Source organism: Lutibacter sp., from assembly GCF_041562875.1.
Taxonomy (GTDB): Bacteria; Bacteroidota; Bacteroidia; order Flavobacteriales; family Flavobacteriaceae; genus Lutibacter.
On the sequence record NZ_JBFFOE010000047.1, the window covers coordinates 1 to 21,540 of the forward strand.

Sequence of the window (21,540 nt, forward strand, 5' to 3'; positions counted from 1 at the left end):
AGTAATGCCAGGAGTACTTCAAGTTGAAGCGATGGCTCAATGCGGTGGAGTTTTAGTTTTAAGTTCAGTTCCTGACCCTGAAAATTACTTAACATATTTTATGAAAATGGATAAAGTTAAGTTTAAACAAAAAGTATTACCTGGTGATACTTTAATCTTTAGAGCAGAACTCATAACTCCTATTAGGAGAGGGATTTGTCATATGCAGGCTTGTGGATATGCAAACGGAAAATTAGTAGTAGAAGCAGAATTAATGGCTCAAATAGCCAGAAAACCTTAAAAAAAGAATGAATCAACCTTTAGCATATATACATCCAGGCGCAAAAATAGCGACCAATGTAGTAGTAGAACCTTTTACAACAATTCATAACGATGTAATTATTGGTTCGGGTACATGGATTGGATCTAATGTAACAATCATGGAAGGCGCAAGAATTGGTAAAAATTGTAGGATTTTTCCAGGAGCAGTAATTTCTGCGATTCCTCAAGATTTAAAATTTGATGGAGAAGATTCTCTAGCTATTATTGGTGATAATACCACAATTAGAGAGTGTGTAACTGTTAATAGAGGAACAAAAGCACTTGGAAAAACTCAAATAGGAGATAATTGCTTAATTATGGCAACTTCACATGTTGCCCATGATTGTGTAGTTGGTAATAATTGTATTTTAGCCAATGGTTCAATTATCGCAGGCCATGTAACCATTGGAGATTATGCAATTTTAAGTGGTTTAGTAGCTGTACATCAGTTTATCCATATTGGCGAACACGCACTAGTATCAGGAGGTTCATTAGTAAGAAAAGACGTTCCTCCATTTTCTAAAGCAGGAAAAGAGCCTATATCATTTATTGGTATAAATTCAATTGGACTAAGAAGACGTGGTTTTGAGACTGAAAAAATTAGAGAAATTCAAAATATATTCAGATTATTATATCAAAAAAATTACAATACCACACAAGCTTTAGAAAAAATTGAGGCTGAAATGGAAGCAACAAAAGAAAGAGATCAAATCATACTTTTTATTAAAAATTCACAAAGAGGAATTATGAAAGGTTATACAGGTAGTTAATTAATAAAGAATTAAAAATATAAAAGTTAACAACATAAAACTAAAATAAATGGCAACAACATCAGATATTAGAAACGGATTGTGTTTAAGATATAATAATGATATTTTTAAAGTAGTTGAATTTTTACATGTAAAACCAGGTAAAGGACCTGCATTTGTTAGGACTAAAATGAAAAGTTTATCAACTGGAAAAGTATTAGATAATACATTTCCGGCAGGTAGAAAAATTGAAGATATTAGAGTAGAGACTCGTAAATATCAATATTTATACCCAGAAGGTGATATTTTTCACTTTATGAACACAGATGATTACAATCAGATTACACTTGGAAGAGAAACCCTTGATGCTCCAGATCTTTTAAAAGAAGGTGAAATAGTAACTGTTATATTTAATACAGAAGATAGTATGCCTCTTTCAGTAGATATGCCAGCTAGCGTAATTTTAGAAGTTACACATACAGAACCTGGAGTAAAAGGAAATACAGCAACCAATGCAACTAAACCAGCAACTGTAGAAACAGGCGCAAGTGTAAATGTCCCTTTATTTATTAATGAAGGAGATAAAATTAAAGTTGATACGGCAAAAGGATCATATTTAGAACGTGTTAAAGAATAAAAAAATATGAAATTTCCTCGTATTTATAGTTTAGACGAAATTGCAGAATTAATAGGAGCTACTTCTGTTGGCCCTGCTAACTTTCCAATATTAGGTTGTAATGAAATTCATGTTGTTGAAGCTGGGGACATCGTTTTTGTAGACCATCCTAAATATTACGATAAAGCTTTAGAATCTAAAGCAACAGTGGTGTTAATTAATAAAAAAGTAAATTGTCCCCAAGGAAAGGCCTTACTAATATCTGATGATCCGTTTAGAGATTTTAATAAATTAACAAAATATTTCAATCCGTTTAAATTTTCAAATTCTTCAATAGCTACAACAGCTATTATTGGTGAAAACACCATAATACAACCAAATGTTTTTGTAGGAAATAATGTTATAATAGGTGAAAATTGTATAATTCATCCAGGTGTAATTATATATGATAATTGTAAGATTGGAAATAATGTAACTATTCATGCTGGGAGTATTTTAGGTGCAGATGCATTTTACTATAAAAAGCGCGCTACAGGATATGATAAATTAATATCTGGTGGAAGTGTAATTATTGAAGACAATGTAGATATTGGGGCTCTTTGTACTATAGATAGAGGTGTTTCAGGAAATACAACAATAAAAAAAGGAACCAAAATAGATAATCAAGTCCAAATTGGTCATGACACTATAGTTGGAGAAAAATGTTTAATTGCTTCACAAACGGGAGTTGCTGGTTGTGTTATTATTGAAGATGAAGTTACGCTATGGGGACAAGTAGGTACAAACAGCGGAATTACTATTGGCAAAGGAGCCGTTATTTTGGGTCAAACTGGAGTAACTAAATCTGTTGTTGGAGGGAAAACTTATTTTGGAACTCCAATAGATGAATCAAGGAAAAAGTTAAAAGAAATGGCTCAAATAAAACAATTAATTAAAAAGTAAAAAAAGTATTATTTTTTATACTCAGAACATAGAAAAAATTACTTTTGTATAAGTTAAATCCTTTTAATAAAAAAATATACTTCAATGAGTGTTTTAGTAAATAAAAATTCAAAAATAATTGTACAAGGTTTTACAGGTGGAGAAGGTACATTTCACGCAACTCAAATGATTGATTACGGGACTAATGTAGTAGGAGGTGTTACACCAGGTAAAGGAGGACAAATGCATTTAGATAGACCTGTTTTTAACACTGTGCAAGATGCTGTTGATCAAGTTGGAGCAGATACTTCAATAATTTTTGTACCACCAGCATTTGCTGCAGATGCAATTATGGAAGCTGCTGCAGCAGGAATAAAAGTAATTATATGTATTACTGAAGGTATTCCAGTTGCTGATATGGTAATAGTTAAAGCTTATATTGATAATAAAGATTGTAGATTAATTGGACCAAATTGTCCTGGAGTTATTACTGCAGAAGAAGCTAAGGTTGGTATTATGCCAGGTTTTATTTTCAAAAAAGGTAGAGTTGGAGTTGTTTCTAAATCAGGAACTTTAACATATGAAGCAGCTGATCAGGTAGTAAAAAAAGGATATGGAATTTCAACTGCCATCGGTATTGGTGGAGATCCAATTATTGGAACTACAACTAAAGAAGCTGTTGAATTATTGATGAATGATGATGAAACGGATTTAATTGTTATGATTGGTGAAATTGGTGGTCAACTTGAAGCAGAAGCAGCACGTTGGGTAAGAGCTAATGGAAATAAAAAACCTGTTGTTGGTTTTATTGCCGGTCAAACTGCTCCAAAAGGTAGAACAATGGGGCACGCTGGTGCAATTGTTGGCGGTGCTGATGATACTGCACAAGCAAAAATGGCAATTTTAAGAGAGAATGGTATTCATGTAGTTGAGTCTCCTGCAAAAATTGGAGAAAAAGTTGCTGAAATATTAGGATAAAATTATTTATAACATGATTTAAAAGCTTCCTTTATGGAGGCTTTTTTTATACAAATGTGTATATTTGATTTATTGAAAATTTATAAATGTAAGTAAAGATTAAAATATGAAACTTTTAGAAAATAAAACAGCATTAATTACAGGTGCAACCAGAGGAATAGGAAAAGGAATTGCAGTAACATTTGCAAAACAAGGTGCAAATGTCGCTTTCACATATAGTTCTTCAGTAGAAGCAGCTCAAGAACTTGAAAAAGAGTTGGAGTCATTTGGTGTAAAAGCAAAAGGATACCAATCTAATGCAGCAAATTTTGATGCTGCACAGGAATTGGCTACTGAAGTTTTAAAAGAGTTTGGAACTATTGATGTACTAATAAACAATGCAGGAATTACTAAAGATAATCTGTTAATGCGTATTTCTGAAGCAGATTTTGACACTGTAATTGAAGTGAATTTAAAGTCAGTTTTCAATTTAACAAAAGCTGTTATTAGACCAATGATGAAACAAAGATCAGGTTCTATTATAAATATGAGTTCAGTAGTTGGGTTAAAAGGAAATGCAGGCCAAGCTAACTATGCTGCATCAAAAGCTGGGATTATTGGATTTTCTAAGTCTGTAGCATTAGAATTAGGGTCAAGAAATATTAGAAGTAATGTAATTGCCCCTGGATTTATTGAAACTGAAATGACAGCCATTTTGCCTGAAGAAACTGTGAAAGAATGGACAAATGCTATTCCGTTAAAACGTGGTGGAACTCCAGAAGATGTTGCAAATGCATGTGTATTTTTAGCATCGGATATGAGTTCATATATTACTGGGCAAACTTTAAGTGTTGATGGAGGAATGCTAACTTAAAAAGTTAAAATTTCTTTTCGGTTAATGGATGAAACCAAAGTGAAAAGAATGCAGAATAACTTAAAACTTGCATTGAATAATTAAAATGAATACTGAAACGTTGTTATTTATAGGATTAGTTTTTTTTGCGGCTTTATTGATAGCTATATTTCAATATATTTTTAAAAATAAAGAAACAAGCCAATTGAAATATTGGCTTTCTTTTTTAAGATTTTTAACCTATTTCAGCGTTCTATTATTAATTATTAATCCTTCAATAAAAAAAAACAAAACTGAAATTGTAAAACCTAATTTGGTTATTACTGTTGATAATTCAACTTCAATTAAATATAACTTCCAAAATGTTGAAGTAAATAAACTCGTTAATTTATTTAAAAATGATATAGAATTAAATGAGAAGTTTTCAATAGATTACTATAGCTTTGGAAATAATGTATCAGTTTTAGATTCTTTGAAATTTAATGAAAATCAAACAAATTTAAGTTTGCCTTTTGAAGAGTTTTCTAAATTATATAAAACGAAAAGTGCTCCAGTTATAGTAATTACTGATGGGAATCAAACGGTTGGAAATAACATTGAGTTTGTAAATTATAAAAATCCAGTTTTCCCATTTATAATTGGTGATACAACGGTTTTTGAAGATATTTATATACGTCAGTTAAATGTAAATAAGTTTACCAATTTAAAAAATAAATTTCCTGTAGAATTATTTATAAATTATGTTGGAACTAAATCAGTTATTAAAAAAATAAACATTTTTAATAAAGGTAAAATTATATATAGCAATGAACTTCAATTTTCAAAAACTTCAGCTATAAAAACGGAATCATTTCTTTTAACAGCGGAAGAGAAAGGAATAAATTATTATACCGCAAAAATTGAAGAGCTTGATAATGAGAAAAATAAGATAAATAATTCAAAAAGTTTTAGCATAAATGTTATTGAAGAAAAATCTAAAATTTTAATTTTAACTTCTATAATTCATCCAGATTTAGGAATGTTGAAAAAGTCTATAGAAAGTAATGAACAACGATCTGTTACAATTTCAAATATTTTAGATTTTAAAGGTGATTTATCTGATTATCAATTGATTGTTTTAAACCAGCCATCAAAGGAATTTAAAGATGTTTTTGAAGCTATTAGTGCTAAGAAGTTAAATTATTTTATCATTACAGGACTTAGTACTGATTGGGTGTTTTTGAATAAAACACAACATAATTTCTCAAAAAATGCAATTTCTCAACCTGAAAATTATCGCCCAGTATTTAATTCAAATTTTGCTAATTTTTTAAGTGATGATATTGGATTTTTAAATTTTGCACCATTAGATGATTACTTTGGAGATATTACATTTTTTGTGCCATATCAAGCGTTATTATACCAACAAATTGGAACCATTAAAACTGAAAAACCGTTATTAGTAAACTTTGAAAACAACAACCAGAGGAGTGCTATTTTATTGGGAGAGAACATATGGCGATGGAGAATGAATAGTTATAATGAAGCCAAAACTTTTGAATTTTTTGATGGCTTTATCTCTAATTTAATTCAGTATTTAGCTTCTAATCAAATGGATAAAAGGTTATTGGTTACTATTGAACCCATTTTTTATGCGAATGAAACAATAGAAATTTCAGCAACTTATTTAGATAAGAATTTTAATTTTGATTCCAGAGCAAAATTGTGGTTAACTGTTTCTAATAAAGCAGCTAATTATCTTCAGAAAATTCCTTTTTCAGTATTAGATAGTAGGTTTATAGCTGAAATATCAAACCTTCCATCGGCAGAATATTCATATTCAGTATCTGTTGAAAATCAAATTTTAACAGCGTCAGGAAGTTTTAAAATACTACCTTTTGAAGTTGAACAGCAGTTTGTAAATTCTAATGATTCTGCATTAAAATTAATGGCAGCTAAATCAAATGGAACTATTTATTATTCTAACGAAGAGGATAAACTCATTGATAACTTGAAATCTGATAAACGTTTTAAAAGTATTGAGAAATCAGACACCATTAAAACTTCTTTAATAAATTGGAAATGGATTTTAGGCTTTATTTTATTTTTACTGTCAACTGAGTGGTTTGTGAGAAAGTATCACGGTAAAATTTAAGTTGAATTTTATTAATTTTGCAACTGATTTTAAAATTACATCATTCATATTATCCTTAATTGCTTTAGTTCAAAGTTATAATTTTTATTTAGATGATTTTAATAAAGTTACAAACTTAACTAAAGATATTTCCAGCAATTGGTTTCTAAAAACTAGCAACTGTTAAAGACTGGGTTAAGATTGTACAAAAATTTGGCGAACTATTTATGGGGAGTATAACATAGAGTTTAGGTGAAATTTCTCTATAAGATGTATTCTAATATCAGCACCTTTTTTATTCAAGATTTTAGGTTCTAAACTTCTGGTATTCAAATCAATTATAACTTTTAGTTGTGTGATTAGAGTAACACTAATTAGCAATAATGTTTAGTATATTTATGTAGTAAATTTCTAAGAATAATTTGTCTAATAAGAATTAATTATAATTACATTGAAAATTGTTATTAAATTGTTCATTTTTAATAGAAAATAAACCGAATATTTACAAAAATTTAAATTGTTGTTAGTCGAGTTTTAATTATGTTCAAAAGTTTAGCAGTCATATTGTCATTCACAATCTTACTCCAGAGCTTTAATATACAGCTTAATGATTTTGATAAAATCCCAAATCTTTTCAATCATTTATCTCAACATTTAGAAAGAGGAGATAGCTTTTCAGGTTTTATTACAATGCACTATGGTTGTGAATTAAACAAGCATCAAAATGAACATAAAGAACATCAAAAATTACCTTTTAAACACCAAAATTTAGAGAGCCATACTCAGATGGTTTTTATACCATCGATTTTTAAAGGTATAAATACACAAATAGAAATTTCTTCAAAAAAAACTGGTTTCAATTATTCTGAACCATTAGCTCATTTATTTTCGAATTACATATTTCAGCCGCCAAGGACTGCATAATTTTATTGTTTTAATAATTATAATGAAAGTCATTTAATTGATTTTCAACACTATTAATTACTAACTAATTAAATTATGCTACAAAAAATCATTAAGGTCAGTATTGAAAATAAATTGATCATTTTATTAATAACTGCAGCAATTTTTGCATTTGGTTTATTTTCACTTACACAAATACAAATTGGGGCAGTACCTGATATTACAAATAATCAAGTACAAGTTATCACAACTTCAAGAAATTTATCTACCCAAGATGTAGAACAATTTATCACCTATCCAGTTGAATTAGAAATGGCTAATTTACCTGGAGTTCAAGAAATTAGGTCAATTTCAAAATTTGGATTATCAGTAGTTACCATTGTTTTTGACGATGCTATAGGTACTTATTTACCTAGACAATTAATTTCTGAAAAAATTAAAACTGCCGCTGATAAAATTCCTGAAGGTTTTGGGACTCCTGAAATGGGACCAATTACAACAGGTTTAGGTGAAATTTATCAATATATATTAGATACAAAACCAGGATTTAAAGATAAATATTCTCCAATGGAGTTAAGAACACTACAAGACTGGGTAGTGAAACGACAACTGTCTGGAATTCCCGGTGTAGTTGAAGTAAATACTTGGGGTGGCTTTTTAAAGCAATATGAAGTTGCAATAAATCCTGAGAAATTAAAATCAATGAATATTAAAGCCACTCAAATTATTGATGCTTTAGAAATGAATAATAGTGTAGCTGGTGGTGGTTATATTGAAAAAACAAATGAGAGTTTCTTTGTGCGCGGTGAAGGAATGATAAAATCTATAGAAGATATTGAAAATATTGTTATAAAAAATGTGGATGGAATTCCAGTTTTAATTAAAGATGTAGCAGAAGTCAATTTTGGTTTTGCAAATAGGTTTGGTGCAATTACTGGGAATGGAGAAGGAGAAAAGGTTTTAGGTCAGGTAATGATGTTAAAAGATGGTGATTCAAACAAAGTTATTGAAGCTGTAAAAGAGCGTGTTGCTGAAATTCAAAAAACGTTGCCTGAAGGGGTTTTTATAAATGGTTTTTTAGAACGAAGTGAGCTAATTGGCAAAACCACCTTTACAGTTGCTGAAAATTTAATACTGGGAGTTATTATTGTAATTTTTGTAGTAATACTGTTGTTAGGCAGTTTCCGATCTGGTTTGGTGGTTGCTTCAGTAATACCTTTAGCCTTATTGTTTACATTATCCATGATGTACATATTTGGAGTTGATGCTAATTTAATGAGTTTAGGAGCCATAGATTTTGGTATTATTATAGATGGAGCTGTTATTATTGTTGAATTTATAGCATTTAAAATTACCGGTAACAGAACTGAGTTAATGCAATTATCAAAAAGCGAAAGGCAAGATAGCATTGATGAAATTACTTATAAGAGTAGTTCTAAAATGATGACTTCTGCAATATTTGGGCAGCTTATAATTTTAATTGTTTTTATTCCAATTTTGTCATTAAGTGGTGTTGAAGGAAAAATGTTTAAGCCAATGGCAATGGCATTTAGTTTTGCTCTAATTGGTGCAATGTTTTTATGTTTTACATATGTTCCGGTTATTGCATCTATCTTTTTAAAACCTGAAAAAGTTTCTAAAAACAACATTTCACAACGTTTAATGAATTTCTTTTTAAGTCTCTATGAACCAACAATTAAATGGGCTTTACATCATAAAAACGTTGTTATAATTTCATCTGTAGCTTTATTAATAGCAACGGGTATACTTTTTACCAGGATGGGAGGTGAGTTTATACCAACTTTAGATGAAGGAGATTTTGTAATTCAGCCAGTATTAAAAACAGGTACTTCATTATCTAGAACTGTAGAAATTACAACACAAATTGAACAAATATTATTAGATAACTTTCCTGAAGTAGACCAAGTTGTATCACGTATTGGTGCTGCGGAAGTTCCAACAGACCCTATGTCTATGGAAGAAAGTGATGTTATTATAAAATTAAAACCGAAAGGTGAATGGGTTTCAGCAGATTCAAAAGATGAATTAGCTGATAAGTTTAAAGAAAAGTTATCGATAATTCCTGGAGTAGATTTTGAATTTACACAACCTATTGAAATGCGTTTTAATGAATTAATTACGGGTGTTAGGGCCGATGTTGCTATCAAAATATTTGGAGATGATTTAGCAATTTTAGCTAAAAAGGCTGATGAAATTAAAACTAAAATTGCAAATGTTGAAGGCGCTGCTGACATTATTGTTGAAAAAATTGATGGATTGCCGCAAATGTCAGTTACTTACAATAGAAAAAAAGTAGCTCGTTACGGATTAAATATTCAGGATTTAAATCAAGTGGTTTCAATGGCTTTTGCTGGACAAACATTAGGAAATGTTTTTGAAGGTGAACGTAGATTTGATTTGGTAGTACGTTTACAACCAGAATTTAGAAAAGATATTGAGAATCTTAAAAATTTATATGTTGATGCTCCATCTGGAAATAAAATTCCATTGCATGAATTAGCAACTATTGAATACACAAAAGGACCTGCGAAAATATCAAGAGATGATACTAAAAGGCGTATTGTTATTGGTGTAAATGTTCGAAATAGAGATATGGAATCTGTGGTTAAAGATATTCAGAAAATTATAGAAGATCAAGTAAAATTACCCGTTGGATATACGGTTTCTTATGGCGGACAATTTGAAAATTTAAACAGTGCTAAAGCACGTTTAAAAGTAGCTGTCCCAATTGCTTTATTGTTGATATTTATACTTTTACACTTTGCATTTAAATCTATGAAAGAAGCATTAATGGTGTTTTCAGCAATTCCTTTATCTGCTGTTGGTGGTGTTTTATTTCTATGGATTAGAGGTTTACCATTTAGTATTTCAGCAGGTGTAGGATTTATTGCACTGTTTGGTATTGCAGTATTAAACGGTATTGTACTTATTGAACATTTAAAAGAATTAAAAGAACGAGGTATGGACAACGTATATGAACGAATATTATTAGGGACAAAAGAACGTTTACGTCCGGTTATTTTAACTGCTACAGCTGCTGCATTAGGATTTTTGCCAATGGCAATTTCAACCAATGCAGGAGCAGAAGTTCAAAGACCGTTAGCTACTGTAGTAATTGGTGGATTAATAACAGCAACTATTTTAACATTAGTTGTTTTACCAGTGTTATACTCAATTTTTGATACTAAAGAATTTAAAATAAAAAGGAAGAAAAAATTCAAACCTACCATTATATTGTTATTTCTATTAGCTCCAGTTATTGGTTTTTCTCAAGAAAAAACAATTTCTATGGAGGAAGCTATTTCAATTGCAATTGATAATAATGTGGAGTTAACAATTAAACAATTAGAAGTTAATAGAAGCGATAAATTGATAAATAGTGCTTTTGAAATTGATAAAACCAAAGTCTATTATATTTATGATAAAACTAATTTAGGAATTGATGGAAAACCTCTTGAAACATATGGGGTAGATCAAACTATTGAATTTCCATCTGTTTATTTTGCTAAAAAGAAAGTGAATAAAATCAATTCAAATTTAACAGAGTTAAACTATCAATTTGCAAAAGATAATTTAATTAAAAATGTTTCAAAAGCATATACTAATATTGTTTATTTAAATCAAAAAAAGCAACATTTGACTGGTGTGGATAGCTTATATAAAAATTTCTCAAAAGCAGCTAAACGAAAGTTTGAATTAGGAGAGTCTAACTATCTAGAAATGATAACTTCACAATCTAAACATAAACAATTTACAATGCAGTTAGAAGCGCTTCAGAATGATATAAACATTGCATATGAAGAGTTTTATTTGATGCTTCAATCTGATGAAAAATTTAAAATTTATGAAGCTGATTTATCAAAAATTGAACTTAATAATTTAGACCTAGATAACCATTTAATCAATCGTTATTATATGGAAAATAGTAAGTTGTTTAAAGCAAAAAAGGGCGTAGAAAAACAGCAATTATTACCTGATTTACATTTCAATTATTTTAATAGTAAAGATTTAGCCGCAAATGCTTCTGTAAATAGTTTTCAGGCTGGTATTTCAATTCCTATATTTTTCTTTGGAAAATCAACTAAAATTGGAGCAGCAAAAATTGAAGAAGATATTGCGAATGAATTGGTAATTGATTCAAATTTAAAATTAAGATCTAAGTACATAAATTTATTGGAAGAACTTAAAAAGAATGAATCTCAGCTAAATTATTTTGATGAAAGTGGAGAACATTTAGCCTCAGAAATTTTAAAAACAGCGAAACTGAGTTATAAAAATGGTGAAATTGATTTTTTTCAATACATACAAAGTATTGAAACTTCAAATGAAATAAAAATTAATTATCTAAACAATTTAAACAGTTACAATCAAATTGCATTGGAACTAAATTATATAAACTTATAAGACCATGAAAAAACATATATTAAATAGCTTTATTTTTCTTTTAACTATTGGATTAACAGCATCTTGTGATTCTTCAAAGAAGAGTGAAAATGAAGTTGAAATATCAAAAAATATTGAAACTTTTATTGAAATAACTCCATCTCAATTTGAAAGCGCAAAAATGGAATTGGGGAAAGTTATTAAACAAACGTTTGCTGAAAGTATTAAAACAAATGGATATATAGATGTTCCACCATCAAATAGAGCAAAGGTAAGTGCAATTATGGGCGGTTATATTAAAAATGCACCTCTTTTAATTGGTGATAAAGTTAAAAAAGGGCAGTTACTTTTAACCATAGAAAATCCTGATTTTATAGAAATTCAGCAAAATTATGCTGAAATTCATGAACAATTAACGTATTTAAAATCGGAAAATGAGCGTCAGAAAACTTTATTTGATGAAAATATTTCTTCTGAAAAAAACTATCTAAAAGCTGAAAGCACCTATAAAAGCACCTTGGCTTTATTCAAAGGATTATCCCAAAAATTACAATTAATGAATATAAATCCTGCAAATGTGAGATTAGGTAATTTTACATCAACAATAGGGATTTATGCACCAATAAGTGGTAGTGTTACAAATGTTTACACTAATTTAGGTGAATTTAAAAATTCTTCAGAAGTTTTATTGGAAATTATAAATAATGAGCATAAGCATCTTGAATTAATTGTATTTGAAAAGGATATTTTAAATGTAAAAGAAGAACAGCAAATTATATTTAGTATACCAGAATCTTCTTCAAAAAAATACAATGCTGAAGTTCATTTAGTTGGTAAATCAATAGATGAAAATAGAACGGTAAAAGTACATGGACATTTAGAAGATGAGAATGAACCATTTTTAGTAGGAATGTTTGTGGAAGCTGAAATTATTACAAATTCAACAGATAAATTAGCGCTACCAGTAAGTAGTATTCTTGAAGAAAATGACAATTATTTTGTGTTAGTTTTAAAAAGTAAAAATGAAAATGCGTATCAATTTGAAAAAGTAAGAATTATGATTGGGACTAAAAATGAAAATTGGATTGAAGTTAAAGATTCAAACTTAAATGAAAAAGAAATATTAATAAAAGGGGCATTTCTACCTTTAGAATAGTAAAATTATATTTATACTAAATTAATGGTTTCTGTTTCGTATTTTTGTATAAATTTAAAATTTATAAAATGAGCAATAACGGACAATTACAATTACCCAAAACTTTAATGCCTATTATATTAATAGGTATTGTACTAATTATATTTTTATCAAAATCAACAGTAACTATTGATGCTGGTGAAGCAGGTGTTTTATGGAAACGTTTTGATGGAGGTGTAGTAATAAATGAAGATCCTTTAGGCGAAGGTTTCCACATTGTGGCCCCTTGGAATACAGTAATAGTTTATGAAGTACGTCAACAAGAGTTATTTGAAAAAATGAAAGTACTTTCTTCAAACGGTTTAGATATTATTTTAGAAACATCATCTTGGTATATGCCTAGACCACAAGATTTAGGTAAATTACATCAAGAAAAAGGAGAAAACTATTTAGAAAGAGTTATTAAGCCAACACTTCGTTCTGCGGCGCGTTCTGTAGTTGGACGTTATACTCCTGAACAATTGTATGCAAGTAAAAGAGATGTAATTCAAAGTGAAATTTATGATGAAGCTAAGAAAATTTTAGATGGTCAATACATTGAATTAAATGAAGTTTTAGTTAGAGATGTTACATTACCTGCAACAATTAAAGATGCAATTGAACGTAAATTAAAGCAAGAACAAGAATCTTTAGAATATGAATTTAGATTGGTTACAGCTGCCAAAGAAGCTCAAAAACAAATAATTGAAGCTAAGGGTAAAGCAGATGCTAATAAAATTTTAAGTGCTTCATTAACCGATAAAATCTTACAAGATAAAGGTATTGAAGCAACATTAGAACTTGCAAAATCTCCTAACAGTAAAGTTGTTATTGTTGGAAGTTCTAAAGATGGTTTGCCATTAATTTTAGGGAATAATTAAAAGTTATTACTTCAAACAAAAAAAAGCAACCAATTGGTTGCTTTTTTTTGTTTGAAGTAATTAGTCTCTATCAACTTCTTTTATGGTACTTCCTTTTTTAATTGCTTTATGGTTTTCATAACACAATAAAATAGCTTCAATTAACTGTAAATCACTAGCTGATTGAATAAAATAATCAGAATAATTACACTCATTTAATAATTCATTTAGTTCTTGGGCATCCAGTTCCAAATACTCCATCATTAGTTCTCTATTGAACTTTCCTTCTAACATTGTTCTTAATTGATCATCACTTCTCAATTTTTTTAATTTTTTTAATTGTTTAGGTTTCTTACCAAACATATTATAAACAAAATCAATAGGTTTAAATAAAGCATCAATTGGGGAAGTGTAATTTTTACTATTGCTAGATCCTACTTCATAAGTTTGAGGTAAACCAACTATATGAATACGAGAATATTTGTCTTTAGGTACATTTTTGGCATCAATTTCTAATACTCCAATTAGTTTATTAGATTTAACAACTACTTCATTTAATTGCTCTGTTCTTTCGTTTAATTCAATAACTAATTCATTTCCTTTTAATAAATCGTTCGTAATTTTTAATTTGATGGATTCAAATCCTAAATAAGAAATATAAAGTGTGTCATTTGCTTTAGTTTCAATTTCAAAATAACCTTCATCATTAGTAACTGATCCAATTACAGAATTTAAATTGAATAAATTAGCCCCAATTAAAGGTTTTTTATCAAGATTATTAACTACTTGACCTTTTAAAAATAGGGTTGAATAAGTAGCGCTTAAGCTATCCGTTTTTTTTGGTTCTTGAGAATAGGCTTTAATTGATATAAAAATTAAAGCAATATATATTGTATTTTTTAACATATGCAATAATAATAATTAATAGTTATAATTGTGTTAAAGAAAAAATAAAAATATCGATTTTAATAAAACTAAACACTAATATTTAGATAAAAAAAAGACCTATAATTTTCATAGGTCTTTTTTACTTTAAAATATTTATAACTTTTAATCTTCATCCAAGTCTGAATGTTCTTCAAGTAAGTTTTTAAGAAAGTCTGCAAATGCAGCATTACCATCATCATTATTTGGGTTAATTTCAATGATTCCATTTCCATTCCCATCAGTAACTCCACTAAAATCAACTGTTGATGCTGCTCCAAAAATAGCACTTAAATCAAAATTAATTGTAGCAATTTCAGTAGTTCCATTAACAACAATATCTATAGTACTATTCACATAATCAACTTCAACTTCTTCTTCAATATCATGCCAAAAAACAAAAGGAATACCATTAAGATCACCTTTAATTTGAATAGATTTTCCAAACATATCGCTTAATTCATTTACACTTTTATGCAATTTGAATTGAATTTTGTCATAAACTGCAATAGGTAAATCAACAGAAGTTATATCAATTGCAACATTTCCAGATGATAAATCTAACTCAAAAGGTCCTTGAAGTTCAATTTCAGAGTGTAAATTTTCATTTTCCAAATCATCGTCTTTCATATCAAATTCAATTTCTTTGATATTGATAATAAAACCCGAAATTGTAATTACAGCATTATTTTTTTGAGCAAGTGAACTGTTTTTTGCAGCAGGATTTAGTGTTGCTTTGGCTTTTAAAGATACATTATCTGCACTTGAATCACTACTGCAAGAGAAAGTGATAAAAGCTACAATAAATGTTAAAATAATTTGAATATTTTTTTTCGTATTCATTTTTAAGGGTTTAATGAGTTAATATATTATTATAACCGATGAGAGTTAAAAAACCCTACCTAAAAAGATAAAAATAAATATTTGAATCATTTATTATTAAATCTGGTCTCTATTATATTGATATTTGATTAATTTTGCCAATATGGTAAAAGATATTCAGCTTAGAGTAAAAATTGAAGAAGTGGCTAAAGAAGGTATTTTAAAAAAATTAGCTGCAATTCATTTAGGTATTCATGAAAATGAAATTAATGGGATAAAAGTTTTAAGAAAATCTATTGATGCCAGAAAGTCTCAAATTATTTTTAATTATAAAATAGCTGTTTATATTCAAGAAATAGTACCTGAAACTTCTGAATATTCATTTGAATATAAAGATGTTTCTTCATCAAAGGAAATTCATATTATAGGTTTTGGGCCAGCAGGAATGTTTGCAGCTTTACGCTGTATAGAGTTAGGTTACAAGCCTATAGTTTTAGAGCGAGGTAAAAATGTAAAAGATAGACGCCGTGATTTACGTGCTATTAATCAATTTCATATTGTTAATGAAGATTCAAATTATTGTTTTGGTGAAGGTGGCGCTGGGACGTATTCAGACGGAAAACTTTACACGAGAAGTTTAAAACGTGGCGACGTGAGAAGAATCTTTGAAAACTTAGTTTTTCATGGTGCAACAGAACAAATTTTGGTTGACGCACATCCTCATATAGGTACCAATAAATTGCCAAATGTAGTAACCAATATTCGTGAAACTATATTAAAATATGGTGGAGAAATTCACTTTGAAAGTAGAGTGATAGATTTTACGATAAAAGAAAATAAAATTTGCGCTATTCAATTGCAAAATAATAAAGAAATGACAGTGGAAAGTGTCATTTTAGCAACTGGACATTCGGCTAGAGATATTTACTATTTATTGCATAGAAAAAATATAAATATTGAAGCAAAATCATTTGCAATGGGTGTTAGAGTTGAACATCCTCAACAAATTATTGATTCCATTCAGTACCATTGTAAAACTGAGCGAAATGCGCTGTTGCCAGCAGCTTCTTACAGTTTAGTTCAGCAGGTTAAAGATAGAGGTGTTTATTCATTTTGTATGTGTCCTGGAGGTTTTATTGTACCTGCGGCAACAGCTAATGGAGAAGTTGTAGTAAACGGCATGTCACCTTCAAAAAGAAATAGTCAGTTTGCAAATTCTGGGATTGTAGTTGAAATTAATGTTGAAAAAGATTTACAAAAGTACCATCAGTTTGGAGTTTTAAAAGGGTTAGAATTTCAAAAGGATTTAGAAAAAATGGCATTTACAGCAGGTGGGGGAACACAGGCTGCACCAGCACAGCGATTAACAGATTTTGTAACAGGGAAATTATCTGCTAATTTAAATGCAACTTCATATCAACCAGGATTAACTTCAGCACCTTTACACAGTTTATTGCCATCATTAATAGGAACAAGATTAAGAACTGGTTTTGAAGCTTTTGGTAGAAAAATGAGAGGTTATTATACTGAAGAAGCTAATGTAATTGGTGTTGAATCTCGTACATCTTCACCTATAAAAATTCCAAGAAATGAAAATTTAGAACATCCACAAATAAAAGGATTTTTTCCTTGTGGAGAGGGTGGAGGCTATGCCGGTGGAATTGTTTCAGCTGCTATGGATGGCGAACGATGCGTTGAAGCAGCCATAAAACGCCTTAACAACTAATTATTTAAGTATTAAAAATTGATTACTTTTTTAAGTATATAGGAAGTAGCTTTTCTATTCCATAAGAAACTCGTGCTTCACAATCTAGGATATTTCCTTCAAATTTCAACTTTTTAGGAATAGCAAAGTAGAAAATTCCTTTTGCTTTAGCCATTTTTTCAAATTTATTGGAAGCTTTTTTAGATAAATTATCATATAAAGGTTGAAGTAGTTCACATTGTTCATTAAATCCGTGGTTTATATCCCATTCTTTAGCTTTTTCACCTACTAATAATTCATTTGAAAAATAATTTTTTTTCAATTTAGGAAATGCATCTGAAAACACTTTTTTTGATCCTTCACTTGCAAATTGCACTACCTCCTTATTTCTAACAATAAAAATACGATAAAAGTTCATTTCTAATTTAGCCAATTGATTTGCTGCTATGGCAGCAATTCCAATCCATTGTATTTCATGTCCTAGTTGTATTCTTTTTGCATCAAACCATTTATAAAAATCTCTTATTTCTTTAATGGTTTTATATTTCTCAAATCCATTAGTTAAGGAAAGGTTATAGGTATTAGCTTGTTTCCAAATTTCAGATTGACTTTTTCTATCCTTTTTTAACCAACATCCATCTAGCAGACTTTTATTATTGGTTTCTTTTTGATACGATTTTAAATTCCTCCATTCTTGAGATGAAACAAGATTAGAATTTATGAAGAGTATAAGAATAACTATTTTAAGGGAATTTTTTATCAATTATATTTTTTCAAGCAATCTTTAGAATAAATTATAAGGTGCAATTTTTAGGTTTTATATGCGTATTTCAGAAAAAATATTTCATTAAAGACTATAAATATGAATTAAAGTGCACATAATAAGATTCGAACTTACACGAGCTATTGCTCACCAGCCCCTCAATTTAATGCGTTAATTTTTTAAATTTCAACATACTGTTTTACAGTTAATTACAATGTACATATTTTAAATAAATGTTTCAAAAGTGATACGGCAAGTGATACGGTATCATTTTTAAAACTGATGAATTATAAAGGTCAAATTTACTAAATAAAAACTCTCAAAATATTAAATTTATTAGAATGTTTTGATTTGGATGTAAATAATGTTCCGTTATCATCATTTTAGTTATTTATTATAAAATAGGATTACCCTTTATTTAAAATCATTTTTATTAATTGCAATCCAAAATCACAACAATTGCAATTGTATTGCAATTGAACAATTACGTAACAACAACTGTTTTACTTATTTTAACAGTATCAACGACAATATTGTTATACCATTGCAATGCAAAACACAACGATTGCAACATAATTGCAATCAAAAATCACAACAATTACAATTGTATTGCAATTGAACAATTACGTAATAATAACTGTTTTACTTGTTTTAACAGTATCAACGACAATATTGTTATACAATTGCAATGCAAAACACAACGATTGCAACACAATTGCAATCCAATTGCAATTGAATTATTACGTAATAACAACTGTTTTTAGTTGTTTTAATAGTCTCAACGACAACATTGTTATACAATTGTAATGCAAAACACAACGATTGCAACACAATTGCAATTGGATAATGCAAGAATAATGGTGAAATCAACACTAATATTTCATACTTAGTATAAATAAAGAAGCTCCCAAATTAATGAGAGCTTCTAAAAAAAAATGCTATGAAAAAGATTATGGATAAATCCATAAATATTGATAAATATACAAAATATTATAAAATTCTCTAATTCTTAAAAAGTAATTACAATTAAAATATCTAACACTTAAGGGTAGAAATAACGGAAGCTTTTTTTCTTAATTTTTTTTTAAATCTTTAATCAGTAAATTAGCAAAAGAGAGTAGGGGAAACAAAAAATATAAATTCAAAAAATGATCTAAAGTCGAACCTTAAATTACTGTTGACGAATTTTTGTCGTTAATATTTTAGTTTAAATGTAAGCATAAATTTTATGAGGTGTTGGCAATAGTTTTTATTTCAGTTCTTTTTTAAATTTTTGAATTTCATCATAATCATTCATATCTAAAATAGTTAATAAATGTAACCAACTCATTTTTCCTCTTGTAAAATATTCTGTAAGTTCTTTTTTAAAATATTTAATCTGCTCTCTTTCAGTTTGAAGAAATGAATAACTCACTTTTTCTCCATTTTTAAATTTTAGTCTGATTACATTGTTAAGCCCATTTGATAAATGTGGAGAAAATTCTAATGTGCTATTTACAAATTGACCTTTAATATCTTCACAATAAATTTCAATTTCATTTATATCATTTATGAGATATTTTTTTTTCTCTATCAGAATTGAATCATTTTCAAGTTTCATTTCTCCAATAAATTCTCCATTTATATGCTGATATCGGAAGAAGTTACTAATCAATAAACCAAATATGTATAACACCCAAATTATAGAAATAAAAGTAATCATATTTCCAAAATCAAAATTTGGTGTTCTTTGTAAAATAACAAGAATGAAAAGTGTTACAGTTAAAAATATGAGAATTAAATTTTCATTTGATATGAAAAACCCTTTTTTTGGTTCAAATATCGATATTGATTTTGTCATTTTTTTAGATTAATCAAATTTAAAATTCACAAATGAAATTGCATCATCAAAATTAGATTCTGTATATCTTACCTCTTTAAAATCAATATCCGCTTTATTGGAAATTTTTCTATCAAAATATGAATTTACCAAGTTTGCTTTTGATTTTAATTCTGAATGTGTTTTATCAGCCATATCATACTCATAAAATGTGATTTGGTAAAAATTATCGTTTTCCTCTGTTCCAAAACTATATGAAATTGAAATATTTGGATGATTAAATTCTTGTTGTAATTCTTTTTCTAATTTATTTAACTTTTCAAATTTTACTGCAAGGTTACAAGATGTAATCGAAAGAAGAATAATCATAAAATAAATAATCTTTTTCATCATTTTTTAAATTATTGCCAACGGGCTTTTATAAGATTTGTGCGACTGGAAAATCGGAGATTTTTCGGTTGTAGCAAATCGTTAGTTGAATGTTTGTCGGTTCGGTATTTAGTTTAAATGCAAGCATAAATTTTATTAGTTGTTGTACCCAGTTTTTAATCTGTATTTTGTTTTATTTCTTTCTCCTATTTTCTCAAATATTCCAATTTCAAGTCCTTTCTTTAAATCTCTACTTGCGGTAGCAGAAGAAATGTCTTTGAAAATATCCATATAATCTTTCCGAGTAAACTCGGACTTATTCAATGAAATAAAATAATCAAGTCTATCTTTTTCATTCAGTGTTCTATTATTATATTTTAACAAATCACTAATTGAAGTGTCAATGACATTTAACATATACTCAATGAATTTCGTTGATTTTCCAGATTTATCACTTTCAGATAATGCTCTATAATATTTTTCTTGGTCTTTACTGATAAGTGTCTCAAAAGGGATATACTCAAAAACTGGATATTTTCTCATTAGTATTAAAGTTTGCCATAATCTGCCCATCCTACCATTTCCATCAAGAAAAGGGTGAATAAATTCCATTTCGTAATGAAAAACACAACTTTTAATTAATTCAATTTCCTCTGATTTTTTTAGATATTGAAATAAATCTTTCATTAAGTATGGAACGTTTTCATATGGTGGAGCTAAGTGTTCAACTTTAGACCCTTTAACAATTCCGACTCCTTGTTTTCTGTACTTTCCTGCATTTTCAACAAGATTATTCATTAAACTAGAATGTGCTTCTAAGAATGATTTTTCGTTATATGGATTGAATTTTTCTAAGTTTTCGTAAATTTCAATTGCATTAAGTACTTCTTTAATATCTTTTTGAGGTCCAATTACTCTTTTGTTTTCTAATAAAGCAGTTATTTGTTCCTCAGTTAATCTATTTCCCTCAATTTTCAATGAAGAATGAATAGTTTTAATTCTATTCTGTTTTCTCAGTGTAGTGGAAGGTTTATTTAAATAATTAGCATTAATTTCTCCAATTTTTTCTGATATAGAAGAAATTAACTTTAAAATATTTGGTGTAATGTCATAAGGTGGTTTCATAGTGATACTATCATTTGATACTATCAAAGATAATATCTTTTTTCCTTATTATGTATTTCTAAGGTTCTTTTTTAATTGGGTACAACGAGTTTTTATATGATTTGTGCGACTGGAAAATCGGAGATTTTTCGGTTGTAGCAAATCGTTTGTTGAATGTTTGTCG

Annotated in this window: 17 protein-coding genes and 1 pseudogene; 12 read left to right on the forward strand and 6 right to left on the reverse strand. The window is 28.5% G+C overall.

The features are described from left to right. From ABY863_RS08200 to ABY863_RS08250, 11 genes and pseudogenes are all read left to right on the forward strand, one after another. Positions 1 to 280, forward strand: a pseudogene (locus ABY863_RS08200) (UDP-3-O-[3-hydroxymyristoyl] N-acetylglucosamine deacetylase); the annotation flags it as partial. Positions 281 to 287: 7 nt separating this feature from the next. Next, complete coding sequence (gene lpxA, locus ABY863_RS08205) at positions 288 to 1,070, forward strand: acyl-ACP--UDP-N-acetylglucosamine O-acyltransferase (protein ID WP_372793779.1); 783 nt, start codon at positions 288 to 290, stop codon at positions 1,068 to 1,070. Positions 1,071 to 1,119: 49 nt separating this feature from the next. Next, a complete protein-coding gene (gene efp / locus ABY863_RS08210; protein ID WP_372793780.1) occupies positions 1,120 to 1,686 on the forward strand; it encodes an elongation factor P in 567 nt (188 codons plus the stop codon). 6 nt (positions 1,687 to 1,692) lie between these two features. Then, positions 1,693 to 2,607, forward strand: coding sequence for a UDP-3-O-(3-hydroxymyristoyl)glucosamine N-acyltransferase (locus tag ABY863_RS08215; protein ID WP_372793781.1), 915 nt, complete (start codon positions 1,693 to 1,695; stop codon positions 2,605 to 2,607). An 84-nt stretch (positions 2,608 to 2,691) separates the two neighbouring features. Then, complete coding sequence (gene sucD / locus ABY863_RS08220) at positions 2,692 to 3,564, forward strand: succinate--CoA ligase subunit alpha (RefSeq protein WP_372793782.1); 873 nt, start codon at positions 2,692 to 2,694, stop codon at positions 3,562 to 3,564. A 106-nt stretch (positions 3,565 to 3,670) separates the two neighbouring features. After that, positions 3,671 to 4,417: a 3-oxoacyl-[acyl-carrier-protein] reductase gene (gene fabG, locus ABY863_RS08225; protein WP_372793783.1), complete on the forward strand. Its 747-nt coding sequence runs from the start codon at positions 3,671 to 3,673 to the stop codon at positions 4,415 to 4,417. Between the two features lie 85 nt (positions 4,418 to 4,502). Then, entirely contained in the window at positions 4,503 to 6,530 is a 2,028-nt protein-coding gene (locus ABY863_RS08230; protein WP_372793784.1) for a VWA domain-containing protein, read from the forward strand. Positions 6,531 to 7,049: 519 nt separating this feature from the next. Then, positions 7,050 to 7,433 carry a hypothetical protein gene (locus ABY863_RS08235; RefSeq protein ID WP_372793785.1) on the forward strand — a complete coding sequence of 128 codons (384 nt, stop codon included), beginning with the start codon at positions 7,050 to 7,052 and terminating at the stop codon, positions 7,431 to 7,433. Between the two features lie 75 nt (positions 7,434 to 7,508). After that, positions 7,509 to 11,837, forward strand: coding sequence for a CusA/CzcA family heavy metal efflux RND transporter (locus tag ABY863_RS08240; protein WP_372793786.1), 4,329 nt, complete (start codon positions 7,509 to 7,511; stop codon positions 11,835 to 11,837). A 4-nt stretch (positions 11,838 to 11,841) separates the two neighbouring features. After that, the gene (locus tag ABY863_RS08245; protein WP_372793787.1) at positions 11,842 to 12,972 is read left to right on the forward strand and encodes an efflux RND transporter periplasmic adaptor subunit; all 1,131 of its coding nucleotides are present in this window, start codon (positions 11,842 to 11,844) and stop codon (positions 12,970 to 12,972) included. A 68-nt stretch (positions 12,973 to 13,040) separates the two neighbouring features. Next, the gene (locus ABY863_RS08250; protein ID WP_372793788.1) at positions 13,041 to 13,871 is read left to right on the forward strand and encodes a prohibitin family protein; all 831 of its coding nucleotides are present in this window, start codon (positions 13,041 to 13,043) and stop codon (positions 13,869 to 13,871) included. A gap of 60 nt (positions 13,872 to 13,931) precedes the next feature. Here the strand turns inward: ABY863_RS08250 and ABY863_RS08255 are convergent, their stop codons facing one another. Further along, positions 13,932 to 14,756: a carboxypeptidase-like regulatory domain-containing protein gene (locus ABY863_RS08255; RefSeq protein WP_372793789.1), complete on the reverse strand. Its 825-nt coding sequence runs from the start codon at positions 14,754 to 14,756 to the stop codon at positions 13,932 to 13,934. A gap of 144 nt (positions 14,757 to 14,900) precedes the next feature. Beyond that, on the reverse strand, positions 14,901 to 15,617 hold the full coding sequence (locus tag ABY863_RS08260; protein WP_372793790.1) for a hypothetical protein: 717 nt from the start codon (positions 15,615 to 15,617) through the stop codon (positions 14,901 to 14,903). A 142-nt stretch (positions 15,618 to 15,759) separates the two neighbouring features. On the opposite strand from ABY863_RS08260, the gene ABY863_RS08265 reads away from it, so the two are divergent. After that, positions 15,760 to 17,322 carry an NAD(P)/FAD-dependent oxidoreductase gene (locus ABY863_RS08265; RefSeq protein ID WP_372793791.1) on the forward strand — a complete coding sequence of 521 codons (1,563 nt, stop codon included), beginning with the start codon at positions 15,760 to 15,762 and terminating at the stop codon, positions 17,320 to 17,322. A gap of 22 nt (positions 17,323 to 17,344) precedes the next feature. On the opposite strand, the gene ABY863_RS08270 is transcribed toward ABY863_RS08265, so the two are convergent. The 4 genes from ABY863_RS08270 to ABY863_RS08285 form a co-directional block, all read right to left on the reverse strand. After that, a complete protein-coding gene (locus tag ABY863_RS08270) occupies positions 17,345 to 18,064 on the reverse strand; it encodes a hypothetical protein (RefSeq protein WP_372793792.1) in 720 nt (239 codons plus the stop codon). A gap of 1,249 nt (positions 18,065 to 19,313) precedes the next feature. Further along, a complete protein-coding gene (locus tag ABY863_RS08275; protein WP_372793793.1) occupies positions 19,314 to 19,904 on the reverse strand; it encodes a hypothetical protein in 591 nt (196 codons plus the stop codon). Between the two features lie 9 nt (positions 19,905 to 19,913). Then, positions 19,914 to 20,276, reverse strand: coding sequence for a hypothetical protein (locus ABY863_RS08280; RefSeq protein WP_372793794.1), 363 nt, complete (start codon positions 20,274 to 20,276; stop codon positions 19,914 to 19,916). 132 nt (positions 20,277 to 20,408) lie between these two features. Continuing rightward, on the reverse strand, positions 20,409 to 21,377 hold the full coding sequence (locus tag ABY863_RS08285; protein ID WP_372793795.1) for a Fic family protein: 969 nt from the start codon (positions 21,375 to 21,377) through the stop codon (positions 20,409 to 20,411). Positions 21,378 to 21,540 lie beyond the last annotated feature (163 nt).

Coding starts and splice junctions, on each gene's coding strand:
- lpxA (WP_372793779.1), top strand. CDS start 288: ATGAATCAACCTTTAGCATATATACATCCAGGCGCAAAAATAGCGACC.
- efp (WP_372793780.1), top strand. CDS start 1,120: ATGGCAACAACATCAGATATTAGAAACGGATTGTGTTTAAGATATAAT.
- ABY863_RS08215 (WP_372793781.1), top strand. CDS start 1,693: ATGAAATTTCCTCGTATTTATAGTTTAGACGAAATTGCAGAATTAATA.
- sucD (WP_372793782.1), top strand. CDS start 2,692: ATGAGTGTTTTAGTAAATAAAAATTCAAAAATAATTGTACAAGGTTTT.
- fabG (WP_372793783.1), top strand. CDS start 3,671: ATGAAACTTTTAGAAAATAAAACAGCATTAATTACAGGTGCAACCAGA.
- ABY863_RS08230 (WP_372793784.1), top strand. CDS start 4,503: ATGAATACTGAAACGTTGTTATTTATAGGATTAGTTTTTTTTGCGGCT.
- ABY863_RS08235 (WP_372793785.1), top strand. CDS start 7,050: ATGTTCAAAAGTTTAGCAGTCATATTGTCATTCACAATCTTACTCCAG.
- ABY863_RS08240 (WP_372793786.1), top strand. CDS start 7,509: ATGCTACAAAAAATCATTAAGGTCAGTATTGAAAATAAATTGATCATT.
- ABY863_RS08245 (WP_372793787.1), top strand. CDS start 11,842: ATGAAAAAACATATATTAAATAGCTTTATTTTTCTTTTAACTATTGGA.
- ABY863_RS08250 (WP_372793788.1), top strand. CDS start 13,041: ATGAGCAATAACGGACAATTACAATTACCCAAAACTTTAATGCCTATT.
- ABY863_RS08255 (WP_372793789.1), bottom strand. CDS start 14,756: ATGTTAAAAAATACAATATATATTGCTTTAATTTTTATATCAATTAAA.
- ABY863_RS08260 (WP_372793790.1), bottom strand. CDS start 15,617: ATGAATACGAAAAAAAATATTCAAATTATTTTAACATTTATTGTAGCT.
- ABY863_RS08265 (WP_372793791.1), top strand. CDS start 15,760: ATGGTAAAAGATATTCAGCTTAGAGTAAAAATTGAAGAAGTGGCTAAA.
- ABY863_RS08275 (WP_372793793.1), bottom strand. CDS start 19,904: ATGACAAAATCAATATCGATATTTGAACCAAAAAAAGGGTTTTTCATA.
- ABY863_RS08280 (WP_372793794.1), bottom strand. CDS start 20,276: ATGATGAAAAAGATTATTTATTTTATGATTATTCTTCTTTCGATTACA.
- ABY863_RS08285 (WP_372793795.1), bottom strand. CDS start 21,377: ATGAAACCACCTTATGACATTACACCAAATATTTTAAAGTTAATTTCT.